Below are 17107 nucleotides of genomic sequence, written 5' to 3'. Positions count from 1 at the left end.
CATGGCGGGCAGCGACACGGCGCAGACCATGGACACCGAGGGCGCGACGGCGGCGCGTCCCACGGTGAAGTGCCTGGTCTGGGACCTGGACAACACCCTGTGGCAGGGCGTCCTGCTGGAGAACGACGAGCTGGAGCTGCGCCCCGGCGTCCTGAAGACGCTGCGCGCCCTGGACGAGCGCGGGATCCTCCAGTCGGTGGCCAGCCGCAACGAGTACGCCGACGCCTGGGCCCGGCTGGAGGCGCTGGGCGTCGCCGAGTACTTCGTCCTGCCGCACATCGGCTGGGGCCGCAAATCGGACGCCGTGCGCGCCGTCGCCGAGCAGCTGAACTTCGCGCAGAACACCATCGCGTTCATCGACGACCAGCACACCGAGCGCGCCGAGGTCGCCTACCACCTGCCGGATGTGCGCTGCTACGACGCGGCGGAGGCGGCCGGCCTGCCGGACCTCGCCGACTTCGCCCCCACCGTCACCACCGACGCGCGCCGCCGCCGGGCCATGTACCAGGAGAAGTTCCGGCGCGAGGCGGCCCAGAGCGAGTTCAACGGGCCCGACGAGGACTTCCTGCGCTCCCTGGACATGCGCATGCGCATCGCCCGCGCCGACGCGGACGACCTCGCGCGCGTCGAGGAACTGACCCTGCGCACCAGCCAGATGAACGCCACCGGCGTGCACTACTCCGACGCCGACCTGCGTGCCCTGCTCACCGACCCGGACCACGAGGTGCTGGTCACCACCGTCGAGGACCGCTTCGGCTCGCACGGCGCGGTCGGCGTGGCGCTGCTGGAGCGGCAGCCGGCCAGCTGGCGCCTGAAGCTGCTCGCCACCTCCTGCCGCGTGGTCAACTTCGGCATCGGCACGCACGTCCTGCGCTGGATCGCCGACCAGGCCACCCGGGCGGACGTGCACCTGGAGGCCGATTTCCGCCGTACCGAACGCAACCGGATCATGGAGGTCGCCTACCGCTTCGCGGGCTTCAACTCCCAGCCCTGCGCCTGCCAGGACGGCCGCGAGCCGGCCACGGACGCCCCGGCGGACGTCCAGCGCCTGCACCTGGTGCCGCAGCGCCAGGCCGCTCCCACGACGCTCACCGCGGCGGGCCCCGTCCTGTGGTCCGGCGACGGCACGGAAAAACCGTGGGTGTGACGGAGGGCGCGGCGGGGGACGCCACGGAGGGCCCGGCGGAGGGGCCCGGCGAACCGGCCTCCGGCCGCCGCTTCACGCCCTTCGGACGCCTGTGGGCGTCCACCGCGGTCTCCGCGCTGGGCGACGGTGTACGGCTCACCGCCCTGCCGCTGCTCGCCCTCTCCCTCACCACCGACCCGCTGCTGATCTCCCTGGTGACGGTCGCCAACTGGCTGCCGCTGCTGCTCTCGCCGCTGGCCGGCGTCTGGGCGGACCTGGCCGACCGGCGCTCACTGCTGATCGGCGTCGACCTGCTGCGGGCCGCCGCGGTCCTGGTCCTCACGCTGACCGTTTTCACCGGCGTGGTGAGCCTGCCGGTGGTCTGCGCGGTGGCGGCGGTGCTCGGGCTGGGCGAGACGGTGCACATCGTCGCGTCCCAGTCGTACCTGCCGATGGTCGTCGACCCCGGCCGCCTCGCCACCGCCAACGGACGGCTCCACGTGGCGCAGCTGATCTTTCGCGACTCCGCCGGGCAGCCGCTCGGCAGCCTCGCCTTCGTCGCCGGCGCGGGTCTGCCGTTCCTGATCGACGGGGTGTCGTTCCTGCTCGGCGTGGCCCTGCTGGTCAGCCTGCCGCGCTTTCCCGGGCCGTCCGCCCGTACGGGGCCGGGCGGCGCGCCGCGCTGGCGCACCATGATCCTGGACGGCGTACGCCTGCTCCGCACCGACCGGCTGCTGGCCACCCTCGCGGGCATGCTCGGCGCGCTGAACTTCTTCATGGGCGTCACCGGCACCCTCGAAGTCCTCTACGTGGTGCGCTGGCTCGGCCTCCCGGAGGCGGCCTTCGGCGTCTTCCTGGCGGTCGGCGCGCTCGGCGGCATCGCGGGCGGCCTCCTCAACTCGCGGCTGGCCGACCGCTTCGGGCTCTTCCCGGCCGCGCTCGGCGGCATGGCCCTGATGGGCGTGGCGATGCTGCTCACCGGCCTGGTGCAGCACGCGCTCGTCGCGGCCATCGGCTTCGCCCTGATGGCGCTCGGCGCCGCCGTCTACCAGGCGCTGACCGTCTCCTTCCGCCAGGCCACCACCCCGCCCGGCCAACTGGGGCGCCTCAACGGCGTCTACCGCCTGGTGGGCACCGGCACCATCCCGCTGGGCGCGCTGGCGGGCGGCGCGGTGGCCAAGCTGGTCCAGGTCAACATCCCGTACGTGGCCGCCGGAGCCGGTGTGCTCCTGCTCTTCGTGCTGGTCGCGCGGCCGGTCGTACGGATGGGGGCGGCGCAGGAGCAACGCGCCGGAGCCCCGGCGGAGGCCGCTTCGTGAACCGCCCGCCCACCACCAGCAACGCCCCCGCCCCGCCCGTACGCCAGGAGCCCGCCTTGGAAGACCGCACCCTCCACCAGTGGTTCGCCGACTCCGCCCGCCGGTGGCCCGACGCCCCGGCCCTCGAACTCGGCGAGCAGGTCCTGAGCTACGGCGAACTGCACCGCAGGGCGGAGGCCCTGGCGGCCCGGGTCCTCGACGAGCTGCCCACCGAGGGCGCGGCGGGTCCCGTACGCCCGCCCGCCAGGATCGCGCTGGTCGCCTCCCGGACGGTGGCCACCTACGTGGCGTACCTGGCCGTCCAGCGCCTCGGCGCCTCCGCCGTCCCCCTCAACGCCGACCACCCGCTGCCCCGCAACCTCGACATCGCCCGCCGCGCCGGGGTCGGCGCGATCCTCGTCGGCGAGGAGCACCGCGCCACCTTCACCGGCCTGCCCGCCGATTTCCGGCCCGCGGTGACCGTCGTCCCGGCGGACGGCGACGGCCTCCCGGAGCCGACGGCGGACGCCCTGCCCGCGTGCCCGGCCGACCCGGAGGCGGAGGCGTACCTGCTGTTCACGTCCGGCTCGACGGGCCGCCCGAAGGGCGTGCCGATCCGCCACCGCAACGTCTCCCCGTACATCGCGTACAACATCGCCCGCTACGCGGCGGCCCCCGGCTGCCGGATCTCGCAGACCTTCGGCCTGACCTTCGACCCGTCCGTCTACGACCTGTTCGTGGCGTGGGGCTCCGGCGCCACCGTCGTCGTGCCGGACCAGGACGAGCTGTACCGGCCGGTGGACTATGCCGTACGCCGCCGGCTCACCCACTGGTTCTCCGTACCGTCCCTGGTCACCACCGCCCAGCGCTACGGCAACCTGCCGCTGGGACAGGTCACCACGCTCCGCCACAGCTGCTTCAGCGCCGAGCCGGTCACCGCGCAGCTCACCGAGCTGTGGCAGCAGGTGGCGCCCAATACCCGTATCCACAACCTGTACGGCCCGACCGAGCTGACCATCACCTGCACCGACCACGACGTCACCGACGCTCCCGGCGCGGCGGGCAGCTCCAACGGCACGGTCCCCATCGGACAGCCGTACCCGCACATGGAAGCCGTCCTGCTGGACGAGGACGGACGTCCCTGCGACGACGGGGAGCTGTGCGTGCGCGGCGCCCAGCGCTTCGACGGCTACCTCGACCCGGCCGACAACGCCGGACGCTTCGTCCGCCACGAGCCGGGCGCGCCCGCCGTCCCGTACGACGGCACCGGCCCGCTCACCCGCGCCCACTGGTACCGCACCGGCGACCGGGTCCGCCGGGAGAACGGCCTGCTGGTACACCGCGGGCGACTGGACAGCCAGGTCAAGATCATGGGGCACCGGGTGGAGCTGGGCGAGGTGGAGGCCGCGATGCGGCGCCACCCCGAGGTGACCGAGGCCGCCGTGGTGGCCGTCACCGTCAAGGACGAGGTACGGCTGCTCGCCGCCTACCTGGGCAAGGAGATGCGCGCGCACGAGTTCGGCCACTGGCTGCGGCAGCACATTCCGCTGCACATGGTGCCGCGCCGCATCCGGCGCCTGGAGGAACTGCCGCACAACGACAACGGCAAGCTCAACCGCGCGCGGCTCGCCGAGCTGCTGGCGTGAGGGGTGACGGTCAGGTGATCGGGCCCTCCGGGGCGGCCGGGCACCGCGCATCGGCGGGCGCGGGCAGCGCTCCGATGCGGGGACGCCCCGCGCTCACCACGGCGGCCACGGCGTCCAGGCGCGCGTCCGTGTGGTCGAGCACGTACAGGTCGCCGTGGCGGGACGGGCCCTCCGCGGTGCCGTCCGGCAGGCCCGAGAGATCGACGGCGGCCAGCCCGCCGAGCGTCGTCCTGCCGAGTTTGACGAAGCACTCCTTGCGCACCCACTGGCGCAGGAAGTACGCGTCCGGGTCAGCGTGTTCGCCCATCGCTGCCCGCTCGGCGGCGCTCAGCACCCGGACCGCGGCACTCCGTACGCCGTCCGGCAGCCTGCGCCGCTCCACATCGACCCCGACCGGTTCGCGGCCCGCCGCCGCGGCCACCACGCCCGTCGTGTGCGACAGGCTCACGGACACCTTCGGCAGCCCGGCCAGCGACGGGCGGCCGTGCTCGGCGGAGCCGCAGCCGGGGCAGCGCTGTTCCAGTACGAGCTGTTCCAGTACCCGGGTGTCGGCGGGCCGGTCCAGCAGCCGGGCCGCGCAGAGCCGCACCAGCACGTGCGCGGCGACGAAGTCGGCCCGGGCGCGTGCCGTCAGCATCGCGTCCGCGCGCCGCCGCTCGACGTCGGTGAGCAGCCGTTCGTACGCCGGAACCAGACCCAGCACCTCGTCCGTGTCCGCCACCATCGCCCACGGCCGTCCGCTCGCCCCCATGGTGATCACCTTTCCAGAGCGCCCACGGACCGGGCAAGGCAACCCCATTCCCGCTTTCGACCCTTTTGAACGGCCCGCTCCAGGCGTCGGCCGACGAGTGGAGGACCAGTGAACGACAGGACGCACGCGGGGGTTTCCGCCGACGCGGGGGTTTCCGCCATGCCCTTCCCGGAACTCTTCGCCCGGCAGGCGGCGCGAACGCCGGAGGCGACGGCGTTGGTCTTCGAGGGTGAGACGCTGTCGTACGGCGAGTTGGACGCGCGGGCGAACCGGCTGGCGCACTGGCTCATCGGCCAGGGCGTGGGGCCGGAGGCACGGGTGGCCGTGGTGCTGCCGCGTTCGGTGGAGCTGGCGGTGGCGCTGCTGGCTGTACTGAAGGCGGGCGGCGCGTACGTACCCGTCGACCCGGAATACCCGGAGGCGCGCCGCGCCTTCGTCCTCGCCGACACGGCCCCCGCGCTGGTGATCGACGCGGAGACCCTGCGCCGCGACGTCTCCGCGTACCCCGCGACCGACCCTGGGACGCGCCTCGCACCGGCGAACGCCGCCTACGTCATCTACACGTCCGGCTCGACGGGCGTACCGAAGGGCGTCGTCGTCCCGCACGCGGGCCTCGCCGGACTGGCGGCCTCGCAGGCCGAGCGCTTCGCGGTGACCGGGGAGAGCCGCGTCCTGCAGTTCGCCTCGCCCAGCTTCGACGCGTCGGTCGCGGAGTTCTGCGTCGCCTGGCTGTCGGGCGCCGCCCTCGTCATGGCGCCTGCCGCGCGCCTGCTGCCCGGTGCGGGCCTGGCGGAGCTGGTCGCCGAACAGCGCGTCACCCACGCCACCCTGCCGCCGTCGGTGCTGGCCGCGCTGCCGCCGCAGACGACGCTGCCGGGCGTGGCGTCGCTGGTGGTGGCGGGCGAGGCGTGCCCGCCGGACGTGGCCGGACGCTGGTCGGCCGGACGGCGCATGGTCAACGCGTACGGGCCGACGGAGACCACCGTGTGCGCCACGGTCGGCGAGCCGCTGTACGGCCGGGTGGTGCCCTCGCTCGGCACGCCGATCGCGGACATGCGCCTGTATGTGCTCGACGCGTCGCTGCGCCCGGTCCCGGCGGGTGGCACCGGTGAGCTGTACGTCACCGGCACCGGCCTGGCCCGTGGCTACCTGGGGCGGTCCGCGCTGACCGCGTCGCGGTTCGTGGCCTGCCCGTTCGGCCCGGCGGGTGCGCGCATGTACCGTACGGGCGACCTCGTACGGTACGGGGCCGACGGTGAGTTGGAGTTCGTCGGCCGCGCCGACGACCAGGTCAAGGTACGCGGCCACCGCGTCGAGCCGGGCGAGATCGAGCAGGCGCTCACCGGGCACCCCGGGGTCGGGCAGGCCGTGGTCACCGCCCGCGAGGACCGGCCCGGCGACGTACGCCTGATCGGCTACGTCGTACCGGCCGACGGCCCCGCGCCGGACGCCCCCGGGGCCGACGCGCACCAGGTCGGCGAGTGGCAGCGGATGCACGACCTCGTGTACGCCGACGAGGCCAAGCCGCAGGACGGCGAACCGCCGTTCGGCGAGGACTTCAGCGGCTGGAACAGCAGCTACGACGGCACCCCGATCCCCGTGGAGGAGATGCGCGACTGGCGCGCCGAGACCGTCCGGCGCATCCTCGCGCTGGAGCCGCGCCGCGTCCTGGAGATGGGCGTCGGCAGCGGCCTGCTGCTCTCGAAGGTCGCGCCCGCCTGCGAGGCGTACTGGGGCGCGGATTTCTCCGCGCCCGCCGTCGAGCGGCTGCGCCGCCAGGTCGCCGCCGTACCGGAGCTGGCCGGCAAGGTCGAGCTGAGCTGCCGCCCCGCCGACGACACGACGGGCCTGCCCGCCGGCTACTTCGACACCATCGTGATCAACTCGGTCACCCAGTACTTCCCCAACGCCGCCTACTTCCTGCGCGTCCTGCGCCACGCCGCCGACCTGCTCGCCCCCGGCGGCCGGATCTTCCTCGGCGACCTCCGCAACCGGCGCCTGCTCCGGCACTTCCGTACGGCCGTCGAGCTGACCCGCGCCGACGCCGGCACCGGGACGGGCGCGCTCGCGGCGGTGATCGACCAGGGCGTCCGGCTGGAGAAGGAACTCCTCGTCGACCCCGACTTCTTCGCCGCGCTGCCCGCCGAACTGCCGGACCTGGCAGCAGGCGCCGACCTCCGGCTCAAGGGCACCCGCCACCACAACGAGCTGACCCGCCACCGCTACGACGCCGTCCTGCACAAGCAGCCCGCGCGCACCGTCTCTTTCGCCGACGTACCGTGCCTGGCCTGGGGCGAGGACGTGGCCGACACCGGTGGCTTGGAGGCCGTCCTGCGGGAGCGGTCCGGGCAGCGGCTGCGGCTGACCGGAGTGCCCAACCCGCGGCTGGCGGGCGAGGCGGCGGCGGTGGCCGCCGTGGCGGCGGGGCTGCCGGTGGGTGAGGCGCGGGCCCGGCTCGGCGGAGCCGACGCCACCGCTGGTGTCGAACCCGAGCTGATCACCGAACTGGGCGCCCGCCTCGGTCTGTGGACGGCCGTCACTTGGTCGCCCGACGGTACGGAAGGACAGTACGACGTCCTCTTCGCGCCGGAGGCCGACCTGGCGTCGGCGTCCCCCGTGGCCCTCTGCCGCCCGTCCGGCGACCTCACCGGCCCCCTCGCGGACCACACCACCGACCCCGGCGCCGCCCTGACCACCGCGGCCCTGGTCACCGACCTGCACCGGCACCTCCGGGACCGGCTCCCCGCCTACCTCGTGCCCTCCGCCATCGTCGCGCTGGACACCCTTCCCCTGACGCCGAACGGCAAGGTGGACCGCGCCGCGCTGCCCGCGCCCGACCTGTCCCACGTCGGCGGCGGGACCGGCGGCCGGGCGCCGCGCACCCCGCGCGAGGGCGTGCTGTGCGAGCTGTACGCCGATGTCCTCGGCGTGCCGCGGGTCGGCATCGACGACAGCTTCTTCACCCTGGGCGGCCACTCCCTGCTCGCCACCCGCCTGATCGGCCGCATCCGCACCGCCCTGGACGTGGACCTGCCGATCACCGCCGTGTTCGAGGCCCCCACCGTCGCCGGGCTCGCCGAGCACATCGACGCCGCGGTCTCCGGGGGGCGCCCGGCGCTGCGCCCGGCCCCGCGGCCCGACGCGCTCCCGCTGTCGTACGCCCAGCGCCGCCTGTGGTTCCTGCACCGCCTGGAGGGCCCGAGCGCCACGTACAACGTCCCGCTCGCACTGCACCTCTCCGGCGAACTGGACCACGACGCGCTGCGGGCGGCAGTCGGCGACCTGCTCACCCGGCACGAGAGCCTGCGCACGGTCTTCCGTGAGACGGCGGGCGGCACTCCGCACCAGGTCGTCCGCGACCCCGGCGATCTGCCGCTGGTGTTCTCCGTCGTACGGACCGGTCCCGACGACGTACGGCGGCTGCTCCACGAAGCCACCCGCCACCCCTTCGACATCGCCACCGAACTTCCGCTGCGCGCAACGCTGTTCCACGTGAAACATCGCGAGCACGTCCTGCTGCTCCTGCTGCACCACATCGCGGGGGACGGCTGGTCCGCCGCCCCGCTCGCGCGCGACCTGGCCGAGGCGTACGACGCACGGCGCAAGGGCGCGGCGCCCCAGTGGTCCCCGCTGCCGGTGCAGTATGCCGACTACACCCTCTGGCAACGCGACCTCCTCGGCGACCCGCAGGACCCGGACAGCGTCCAGAGCCGCCAACTGGCTTACTGGACGGAGCAACTGAAGGCCCTCCCCGAGGAGATCGCCCTCCCGTACGACCGCCCGCGCCCGCGGCGCGCGACGTACCGGGGCGACGCCTTCGCCCTGGAGCTGCCCGCCGCCCTCCACGCCGACCTGCACGCACTGGCACGCGACACCGGCACCAGCCTGTTCATGATCGTCCAAGCCGGACTGGCAGCTCTGCTGACCCGCCTCGGCGCCGGTACGGACATCCCGCTCGGCAGCCCCGTCGCGGGCCGCACCGACCAGGCCCTCGACGACCTGGTCGGCTTCTTCGTCAACACCCTGGTCCTGCGCACCGACACCTCCGGCGACCCCACCTTCCGTGAGCTGCTGCGCCGTGTCCGCGACACCGACCTGGCCGCCTGGTCCCACCAGGACCTGCCCTTCGAGCAGCTGGTCGAGGCCCTGAACCCGGTGCGCTCGGCGGGCCGGCAGCCCCTGTTCCAGGTGGTCGCCGCCGTGCAGAACGCCCCGGAGGGCGGCTTCGAACGGCTCGGCGTCCGCACCCGCTCGGAGCTGATCAGCACCGGCACCGCCAAGTACGACCTCTTCTTCAGCCTCTGGGAGCGCCAGGGCCCGCACGGCGAGCCGCGCGGCCTGGACGGCTTCGTGGAGTACAGCACCGACCTCTTCGACCGCGGCACGGCCGAAACACTCGCCGCCCAGCTGGTCCGCGTCCTGGAAACGGCGGCCGCCACCCCGGACGTCCCCCTCGCCCACCTCGACATCCTGACGGCCGGGGAGCGCGAGCGGCTGCGCCGGGACGCGTCGGCCGCCGCCCCCGCCGTACGGCACAGCACGCTGCCCGGACTGTTCGCCGAGCAGGTGGCGCGTACGCCGGAGGCGACGGCGTTGGTCTTCGAGGGTGAGACGCTGTCGTACCGGGAGCTGGACGCGCGGGCGAACCGGCTGGCGCACTGGCTCATCGGCCAGGGTGTGGGGCCGGAGGCGCGGGTGGCCGTGGTGCTGCCGCGTTCGGTGGAGCTGGCGGTGGCGCTGCTGGCTGTACTGAAGGCGGGCGGCGCGTACGTACCCGTCGACCCGGAATATCCGCAGGCGCGCCGCGAGTTCGTCCTCACCGACGCCGCGCCCGCCCTCGTCCTGGACGAGACAGCCGTACGCCGTGACCTGTCCGCTCACCCGGAGACGGCCCCTGCCACCGCCCTGCGCCCGGCCCACCCGGCGTACGTGATCCACACCTCCGGCTCGACCGGCACGCCCAAGGGCGTCGTCGTCACGCACGCGGGCCTCGCCGCGCTGGCGGCCTCGCAGGCCGAGCGCTTCGCGGTCACGGGGGAGAGCCGCGTCCTGCAGTTCGCCTCGCCGAGCTTCGACGCGTCGGTCTCCGAGATGTGCGTGACGTGGCTGTCCGGCGCCGCCCTGGTCATGGCACCGGGGGAGCGCCTGCTGCCCGGCGCGGGCCTGGAGGAACTGCTCGCCGAGCAGCAGGTCACCCACGCCACCCTGCCGCCGTCGGTCCTGGCCGCGCTGCCGCCCCAGGCGACGCTGCCCGGCCTGGCGTCGCTGGTGGTGGCGGGCGAGGCGTGCCCGGCCGACCTGGTGGAACGGTGGTCGGCGGGGCGGCGCATGGTCAACGCGTATGGGCCGACCGAGGCCACCGTGTGCGCCACGGCCGGTGAGCCGCTGAGCGGGCGCGTCGTGCCCTCGCTCGGCGCGCCGATCGGCGACGTACGGCTCTTCGTGCTCGACGCGCTGCTGCGCCCGGTCCCGGACGGCGCCGCGGGCGAGCTGTACCTCGCGGGCTCCGGCCTGGCCCGCGGCTACCTGGGGCGGTCCGCGCTGACCGCGGAGCGGTTCGTGGCCTGCCCGTTCGGCCCGGCGGGCGCGCGCATGTACCGTACGGGCGACCTCGTACGGCGCCGCGCGGACGGGCAGCCGGAGTTCGTCGGCCGCGCCGACGACCAGGTCAAGGTGCGCGGCCACCGCGTCGAGCCGGGCGAGGTCGAGCAGGCGCTCGCCGAACACCCGGCAGTGCGCCAGGCCGCCGTCGCGGCGCGCGCCGACCGCACCGGCGGCCTGCGCCTGACCGGCTACGTCGTGCCCACCGCCGACGCCGCCCGGCAGACCCTCGCCGCCGATCTGCGCCGCGACCTCCTCGGCAGGCTGCCGGAGCACCTGGTGCCGTCCGTGATCATGGTGCTCGACGCGCTGCCCCTGACCCCCAACGGCAAGGTGGACCGCAAGGCCCTGCCCGCCCCCGATCCGGCCCGCGCCGGCGGGGAAGCGGGCGGCCGGGCCCCGCGCTCGCCGCAGGAGGAGATCCTGTGCGAGCTGTACGCCGACCTCCTGGGCGTCACCCGCGTCGGCATCGACGACAGCTTCTTCGCCCTCGGCGGCCACTCCCTGCTCGCCACCCGCCTGGTCAGCCGCATCCGCGCCGTACTCGGCGTGGAACTGCCCATCGCCGCCCTCTTCGAAGCACCCACCGTCGAGGCCCTGGTGGAACGCCTCGGCCTGTCCACCGCGCGCACCCGCAGCGCCCTGCGGCCCATGCCGCGCCCCGAGGCCCTGCCCCTGTCCTACGCCCAGCGCCGCCTGTGGTTCCAGTACCGCCTGGAGGGCCCCAGCCCCACGTACAACATCCCGCTCATGCTGCGCATCGCGGGACCGGTCGACGAGCAGGCGCTGCGGGCCGCGCTCGGCGACCTGCTGGCCCGCCACGAGAGCCTGCGCACGGTCTTCCGCGAGACCGGCGGCACACCGCGGCAGGTCGTCCTCGACCCGGCCACGGAGCCGGACGCCTTCGACATCCTCAGCGTCACGGAGCCGGAGGACGTGCCGGACGACCCCGCCGCCTTCCGCGCACTCCTCAAGGAGGCGGCGCGGCACCGCTTCGACCTGACCGCCGACCTGCCGCTGCACGTGAAGCTGTTCCGCGTCGGGCCGGGGAATCAGCAGGAGCAGGGCCGGGAGGAAAACGTCCTGCTCCTCCTCCTGCACCACATCGCCGGTGACGGCTGGTCGATGGCCCCGCTGTCGCGCGACGTGGCGACGGCGTACGACGCGCGCCGCGCGGGCCGGGCCCCGCAGTGGACGCCGCTGCCCGTCCAGTACGCCGACTACACCCTCTGGCAGCGGCAGTTCCTCGGCGACCCCGAGGACCCGGACAGCGTCTACGGCCGTCAGATCGCCTACTGGCGCGAGCAGTTGCGCGACCTCCCCGAGGAGATCGCCCTGCCCTTCGACCGCCCGCGACCGCAGCGCGCCTCCTTCCGCGGCGACTCCATCACCTGGGAGATCCCCGCTGAACTGCACCAGCGCCTGCACGCGCTCGCAGGAGAGACCGGCACCAGCCTCTACATGGTCCTCCAAGCCGGCCTGGCCACCCTGTTCACCCGGCTCGGCGCCGGTACGGACATCCCGCTCGGCAGCCCGGTCGCGGGCCGTACGGACCAGGCCCTCGACGACCACATCGGCTTCTTCGTCAACACCCTGGTCCTGCGCACCGACACCTCCGGCGACCCCACTTTCCGCGAACTCCTCCAGCGCGTACGGGACACCGCCCTCACCGGCTGGGCCCACCAGGACCTCCCCTTCGAGCAGCTGGTCGAGGCCCTGAACCCGGTCCGCTCCGCCGCCCGCAACTCCCTCTTCCAGACGATGCTCACCCTCGACAACGTGCCCGAGGGGGAGTTCACCCTCGGCGGCCACCCCGCCCACACCGAACCCGTGCACGTCGACGCGTCCCGCTTCGACATGTCGGTCTTCCTGACCGAACGGCGCGGCGCGCACGGTGAACGGCCCGGCATGGACGGCGCGATCGAATACAGCACCGACCTCTTCGACCGCGGCACGGTCGAAGCGCTGGCCGCCCGGCTCGTCGCGCTGCTCGACGCGGTGACCGCCGACCCCGACCAGTCGCTCGCCCACCTCGACGTGCTGACCGCCGACGAGCGCGCCCTGCTGCTCGGCGAGGTCAACGCCACCGACCGGCCCGTCGTGCGCACGTCCCTCGCCGAGGCGTTCCAGGCCGCGGCGACCGACCACCCCGACGCCCCCGCCGTGACCTCCTCCGCCGACGGCACCACCCTCACCTACGCCGAACTGAACGCCCGCGCCAACCGCCTGGCCAGGCACCTGACCAGCGAGTACGGAGTCGGCGGCGAGAGCCGCGTCGCCATCCTGCTGGACCGCTCCACCGACCTGGTCGTGGCGATCCTCGCCGTCCTCAAGGCGGGCGGCGTGTACGTACCGCTCGACCGGCGCTACCCGGCCGCCCGCATGCGCCTGATCGCGGCCGAGACGGAGGCCGTCCTCGTCCTCACCCGGCGCGACGTGCCGGCCGCCGCCTACCTCCCCGGCGTACCGGCCCTGAACGTGGACGCCTGCGACGGCACGTCGGCGGACCTCCCCGCCACCGACTTCGCCGCTCCCACCGCCTGCGCCGACACCGTCGCGTACGTCATGTACACCTCCGGCTCGACCGGCGCCCCCAAGGGCATCGCCGTCACCCAGGGCGACGTGGTGGGCCTGGCCGCCGACCACTGCTGGAGCGAGGGCGCGCCGGACGGCGCCCGGCACACCGTGCTCGGCCACGCCTCCACCGCGTTCGACGCCTCCACCTTCGACCTGTGGGTCCCCCTGCTCAACGGCGGCCACCTGGTCATGGCCCCGCCCGGCGACCTCACCCCCGACGACTACCGCGCCCTGCTCACCGACCACCACATCACCGCGGTCCTCCTCACCACGGCCTTGTTCAACCTGATCGCCGACGAATGTCCGGCCGCCCTCTCCGGCGTCCGCCAGGTCTGGACGGGCGGCGAAGCGGCCTCCCCGTCCGCCGTACAGAAGATCCTCAACGCCTGCCCGGACACCCGCGTCCACAATGTCTACGGGCCCACCGAGGTCACCATGGCGGCCACGTACCACGCGCTCCAGGCACCGCGGCGCGTCGCCGGTACGGTCCCCATCGGCCGCCCCATGGACAACATGCGCGCCTACGTCCTCGACGGCGCGCTGCGCCCCGTGGCGCCGTCGGTGACCGGCGAACTGTACGTCGGCGGCGCGGGCCTCGCCCGCGGCTACCTGAACCGGCCGGGGCTGACCGCCGAACGCTTCCTCCCCGACCCCTTCGGCGCCCCGGGCGCCCGTATGTACCGCACCGGCGACCTGGTCCGCTGGACCGCGGACGGACAGCTCGACTACGTCGGCCGCGCCGACTCCCAGATCAAGATGCGCGGCTTCCGCATCGAACCCGGCGAGATCGAAACCGTCCTGGACGCCCACCCCGCCGTCGCCCAGGCCACCGTCAACCTGCGCGAGATCGCCCCGGGCGACACCCGCCTGATCGCCCACCTCGTCCCCGTGACCAAGGAAGCCTTCGACTCCACGGCCCTGCGCCGCCACCTGCGCGACCGGCTGCCCGCCTACATGATCCCGTACGCCCTGGTCGCACTCGACGCCCTGCCGCTCACCCCGAACGGCAAGGTGGACCGCGCGGCGCTGCCCGCCCCCGACCCGCGCTCGGAACTCGGCGGACGCGGCCCGCGTTCACCGAAGGAGGAGATCCTCTGCGCGCTGTACGCCGACGTCCTGCGCGTCCCGCGCGTCGGCATCGACGACAGCTTCTTCGTCCTCGGCGGCCACTCCCTGATGGCGACCCGCCTGATCAGCCGCATCCGTACGGCCCTGAACGTGGAACTCCCCATCGGCGCCCTCTTCGAGGCCCCCACCGTCGCGGCCCTCGCCCGGCGCATCGACAGCGCCACGTCCGAGGCCCGCCCACCGCTGAAACCCGCCGTGCGCCCCGACGCCGGCATCCCCCTCTCCTACGCCCAACGCCGCCTCTGGTTCCTGCACCGCCTCGAAGGCCCCAGCCCCACCTACAACATCCCCCTGGCCCTGCGGTTCTCCGGCGAACTCGACCCCGCGGCCCTACGCGCCGCCATCGGCGACCTCGTGGCTCGCCACGAGAGCCTGCGCACCGTCTTCCCGCGCCGCGCCCGCGCGGCGCAGCAGATCATCCTCCCGCCGGACTCGGGCCGGGACCTCCTCACCGTGGTGGAGGCGACCCCCGACGATCTCGCTCCGGCCTTGCAGAAGGCCGCCCGCCACCCCTTCGACATCACCGCCGAACACCCGCTGAAGGCGACCCTTTTCTCGACCGGCCCGACGGACCACGTCCTGCTCCTCCTCCTGCACCACATCGCAGGCGACGGCTGGTCCATGGCCCCCCTGTCCCGCGACCTCGCCGCGGCCTACGACGCCCGCAGCGCGGGCGAGGAACCCCAGTGGACGCCGCTCCCCGTCCAGTACGCCGACCACACCCTCTGGCAACAGCAATTCCTCGGCGACCCGGCCGACCCCGACAGCACCTACAGCCGCCAGCTCGACTTCTGGCGTTCCACGCTGTCCGGCCTCCCCGCCGAAATCCCCCTCCCTCTCGACCGCCCGCGCCCCGAGGTCACCACCTACCAGGGCGACATGTTCCCCCTGCACATCCCCGCCGACCTCCACCAAGGCCTCAACGCCCTGGCCGGCGACACCGGCACCAGCCTCTACATGGTCGTCCAGGCGGGCCTGGCAGCCCTCCTCACCCACCTCGGCGCCGGCACCGACATCCCCCTCGGCAGCCCCATCGCCGGCCGCACCGACCAGGCCCTCGACGACCTCGTCGGCTTCTTCGTCAACACCCTGGTCCTGCGCACCGACACCTCCGGCGACCCCACCTTCCGCGAACTGCTGCACCGCGTCCGCGAAACCGACCTCGCCGCCTGGTCCCACCAGGACCTCCCCTTCGAACAACTGGTAGAAGCCCTCAACCCCACCCGCTCCACCGCCCGCCACCCCCTCTTCCAAACCCTCCTTACCCTCGACAACGCACCGGAGCGCCATTTCACCCTGGGCGGCCACGCGGCCCGGACCGAGCCGGTGGATCTCGGGGTCTCGCATTTCGACCTGTCCTTCGGGCTCACGGAGAGGCGGTCGGGGGAAGGGGTTCCCGAGGGGCTGGACGGGTTTGTGGAATTCAATACGGATGTGTTCGAGGAGGGAACTGTGATGGGGATCGCGGAGAAGCTGATCGGAGTATTGGGAGCGGCTGTGGCGGGGCCGGACAGGGCGCTCTCCGAATTGCTCCCGTAGCCGGTCGGGAGAACGGGGCCCGCAACCTCGCCCGGATGACGTAGCGGGCCCCGCCGATCCCGCCGGCGGCGGCCACGAGGGCATACACCTGTCCCCATGCAAACCTTCCTCCCGTACCCCGACTTCGCAGCCTCCGCCGCCGTCCTCGACGCACGCCGCCTGGGGAAACAGCGGGTGGAGACACTCCAGGTCCTGAGGGGCCTCACCGTGCCCGGCTATGGCTGGCGGCATCATCCGGCCGTACGGATGTGGCAGGGCTACGAGGAGGCGCTGGTTCGGTACGGGCTGGAAATGTGCCGGGTATGGACCGACGCCGGCCGCCAGGACACCTGCGCCGTCACCATGACCACGGACTTCACCGCCCACCGCCCACGAGCTGAGATCCGCTCGTACGCCGCCCTTTCCGACGCCGGAGAATTGCCGAACTGGCTGGGTGACCCGGCATTCCACCGGAGCCACCGGTCGGCATTGGTGACGAAGGATCCGGAGCACTACCGGCAGGTCTTTCCGGACGTCCCGACGGGGTTGCCGTACGTCTGGCCGACGTCCGACCGGCCGACCGGCCGAAACGCGTGACGGGGTGCCGGCCACGGGGCCATGACCGGCGACCGGCGGGTCGGCGCGCTCGCGGGAAACCGAAAGGGCGGCAGGAGCGTCGGTTAGGTTGATCAGCAGACAGCTGAGCCATGAGAAGGGGAGGGTCATTCCATGACGGAGTCCGGCAATACGGGTGGAATACCGGATGACGCGGCTTCCGCCCGTAACAACGGAGGCGCCGGCACGGAAGGGAACGCGGCCGGTATCGCCGGCGGAAACACAGCAGGTGCCCCGGGCCCTCAACCGCCGTCGCTGCCGCCCTACGCTCCGCCGCCCCCGCCGTCCGCCACCCCTCCCGCGGTGGTGCCGACCGACGCCGATCACGCGCTGGAGATCGGCCGTACGCTGTTTCCGCCTGAGGGTTCGCCCAACGGCCCGGTCGGCCTTTTCGTGCACGAATTCGACATCGGCTACCTCATCTACCCCGGCTATCCGGTCCATGACGATCCGACCGTGCCGCCGCCCTGCCCCGGTGGCAGCAACGCCGTCATCGCCAAGGCCGACGGCAAGGTGACGTTCGTTCCGAACCATCCGCCGGAGGATGCCGTCGAGCTCTACCGCCTGCTGCTGAGCCGGGAGACGCCCTGAGCCTGGCCGGTGTGACCGGAACTCATGCGTTCCGCTCCGCGGCGAGGGGTGCCGTTGGTTTCACACCCCGGCACCGGGCCCGGACGGACAGCTGATTCCCGGACAGGAGGCGTCCCGCGCGGGCCGCCACCTTCCACTGAACGATTTCACGCATTTCCACGGGGGAGTTTCGTCTTGTCTCTCATGCTGCCGGATCCGCTGGAGTGGGTCCTGGACATGCTCGGTTTCAACTGGCCGCATGCCGACGAGGACAAGC

The 17107-nt window shown here is 73.6% G+C and carries 7 protein-coding genes; 6 read left to right on the top strand and 1 reads right to left on the bottom strand.

Translation table 11 applies throughout. The features are described from left to right. The first annotated feature begins 1 nt into the window (after window position 1). Genes IH45_RS0125150 through IH45_RS0125140 form a run of 3 tightly spaced genes read left to right on the top strand, consistent with a single transcriptional unit; the run spans window position 2 to window position 4070 of the window. Window positions 2–1147, top strand: coding sequence for an HAD-IIIC family phosphatase (locus IH45_RS0125150; protein WP_234440661.1), 1146 nt, complete (start codon window positions 2–4; stop codon window positions 1145–1147). Then, window positions 1138–2445 carry an MFS transporter gene (locus tag IH45_RS0125145; RefSeq protein ID WP_234440660.1) on the top strand — a complete coding sequence of 436 codons (1308 nt, stop codon included), beginning with the start codon at window positions 1138–1140 and terminating at the stop codon, window positions 2443–2445. The genes IH45_RS0125150 and IH45_RS0125145 overlap by 10 nt, the downstream gene beginning before the upstream one ends. Further along, window positions 2442–4070, top strand: a complete 1629-nt coding sequence (locus IH45_RS0125140) for an amino acid adenylation domain-containing protein (RefSeq protein ID WP_078897773.1) — start codon at window positions 2442–2444, stop codon at window positions 4068–4070. Before IH45_RS0125145 ends, IH45_RS0125140 begins: the two co-directional genes overlap by 4 nt. Window positions 4071–4080: 10 nt before the next feature. On the opposite strand, the gene IH45_RS1000000145440 is transcribed toward IH45_RS0125140, so the two are convergent. Continuing rightward, on the bottom strand, window positions 4081–4821 hold the full coding sequence (locus tag IH45_RS1000000145440) for a 4'-phosphopantetheinyl transferase family protein (RefSeq protein ID WP_158813265.1): 741 nt from the start codon (window positions 4819–4821) through the stop codon (window positions 4081–4083). Between the two features lie 108 nt (window positions 4822–4929). Between IH45_RS1000000145440 and IH45_RS01000000144085 the strand changes: the two genes are divergently transcribed. The 3 genes from IH45_RS01000000144085 to IH45_RS0125120 all read left to right on the top strand — a co-directional run bounded on the left by IH45_RS01000000144085 (window position 4930) and on the right by IH45_RS0125120 (window position 16851). Next, on the top strand, window positions 4930–15666 hold the full coding sequence (locus IH45_RS01000000144085) for a non-ribosomal peptide synthetase (protein WP_050515166.1): 10737 nt from the start codon (window positions 4930–4932) through the stop codon (window positions 15664–15666). Between the two features lie 96 nt (window positions 15667–15762). Next, on the top strand, window positions 15763–16242 hold the full coding sequence (locus IH45_RS0125125) for an MSMEG_6728 family protein (RefSeq protein ID WP_030672705.1): 480 nt from the start codon (window positions 15763–15765) through the stop codon (window positions 16240–16242). Between the two features lie 321 nt (window positions 16243–16563). Continuing rightward, a complete protein-coding gene (locus IH45_RS0125120) occupies window positions 16564–16851 on the top strand; it encodes a hypothetical protein (protein WP_032918297.1) in 288 nt (95 codons plus the stop codon). The last annotated feature ends 256 nt before the right edge of the window (window positions 16852–17107 follow it).

This window comes from Streptomyces rimosus subsp. rimosus (assembly GCF_000720725.1).
Lineage (GTDB): Bacteria > Actinomycetota > Actinomycetes > Streptomycetales > Streptomycetaceae > Streptomyces > Streptomyces rimosus_A.
This window is presented reverse-complemented; position numbering and strand designations above follow the sequence as displayed.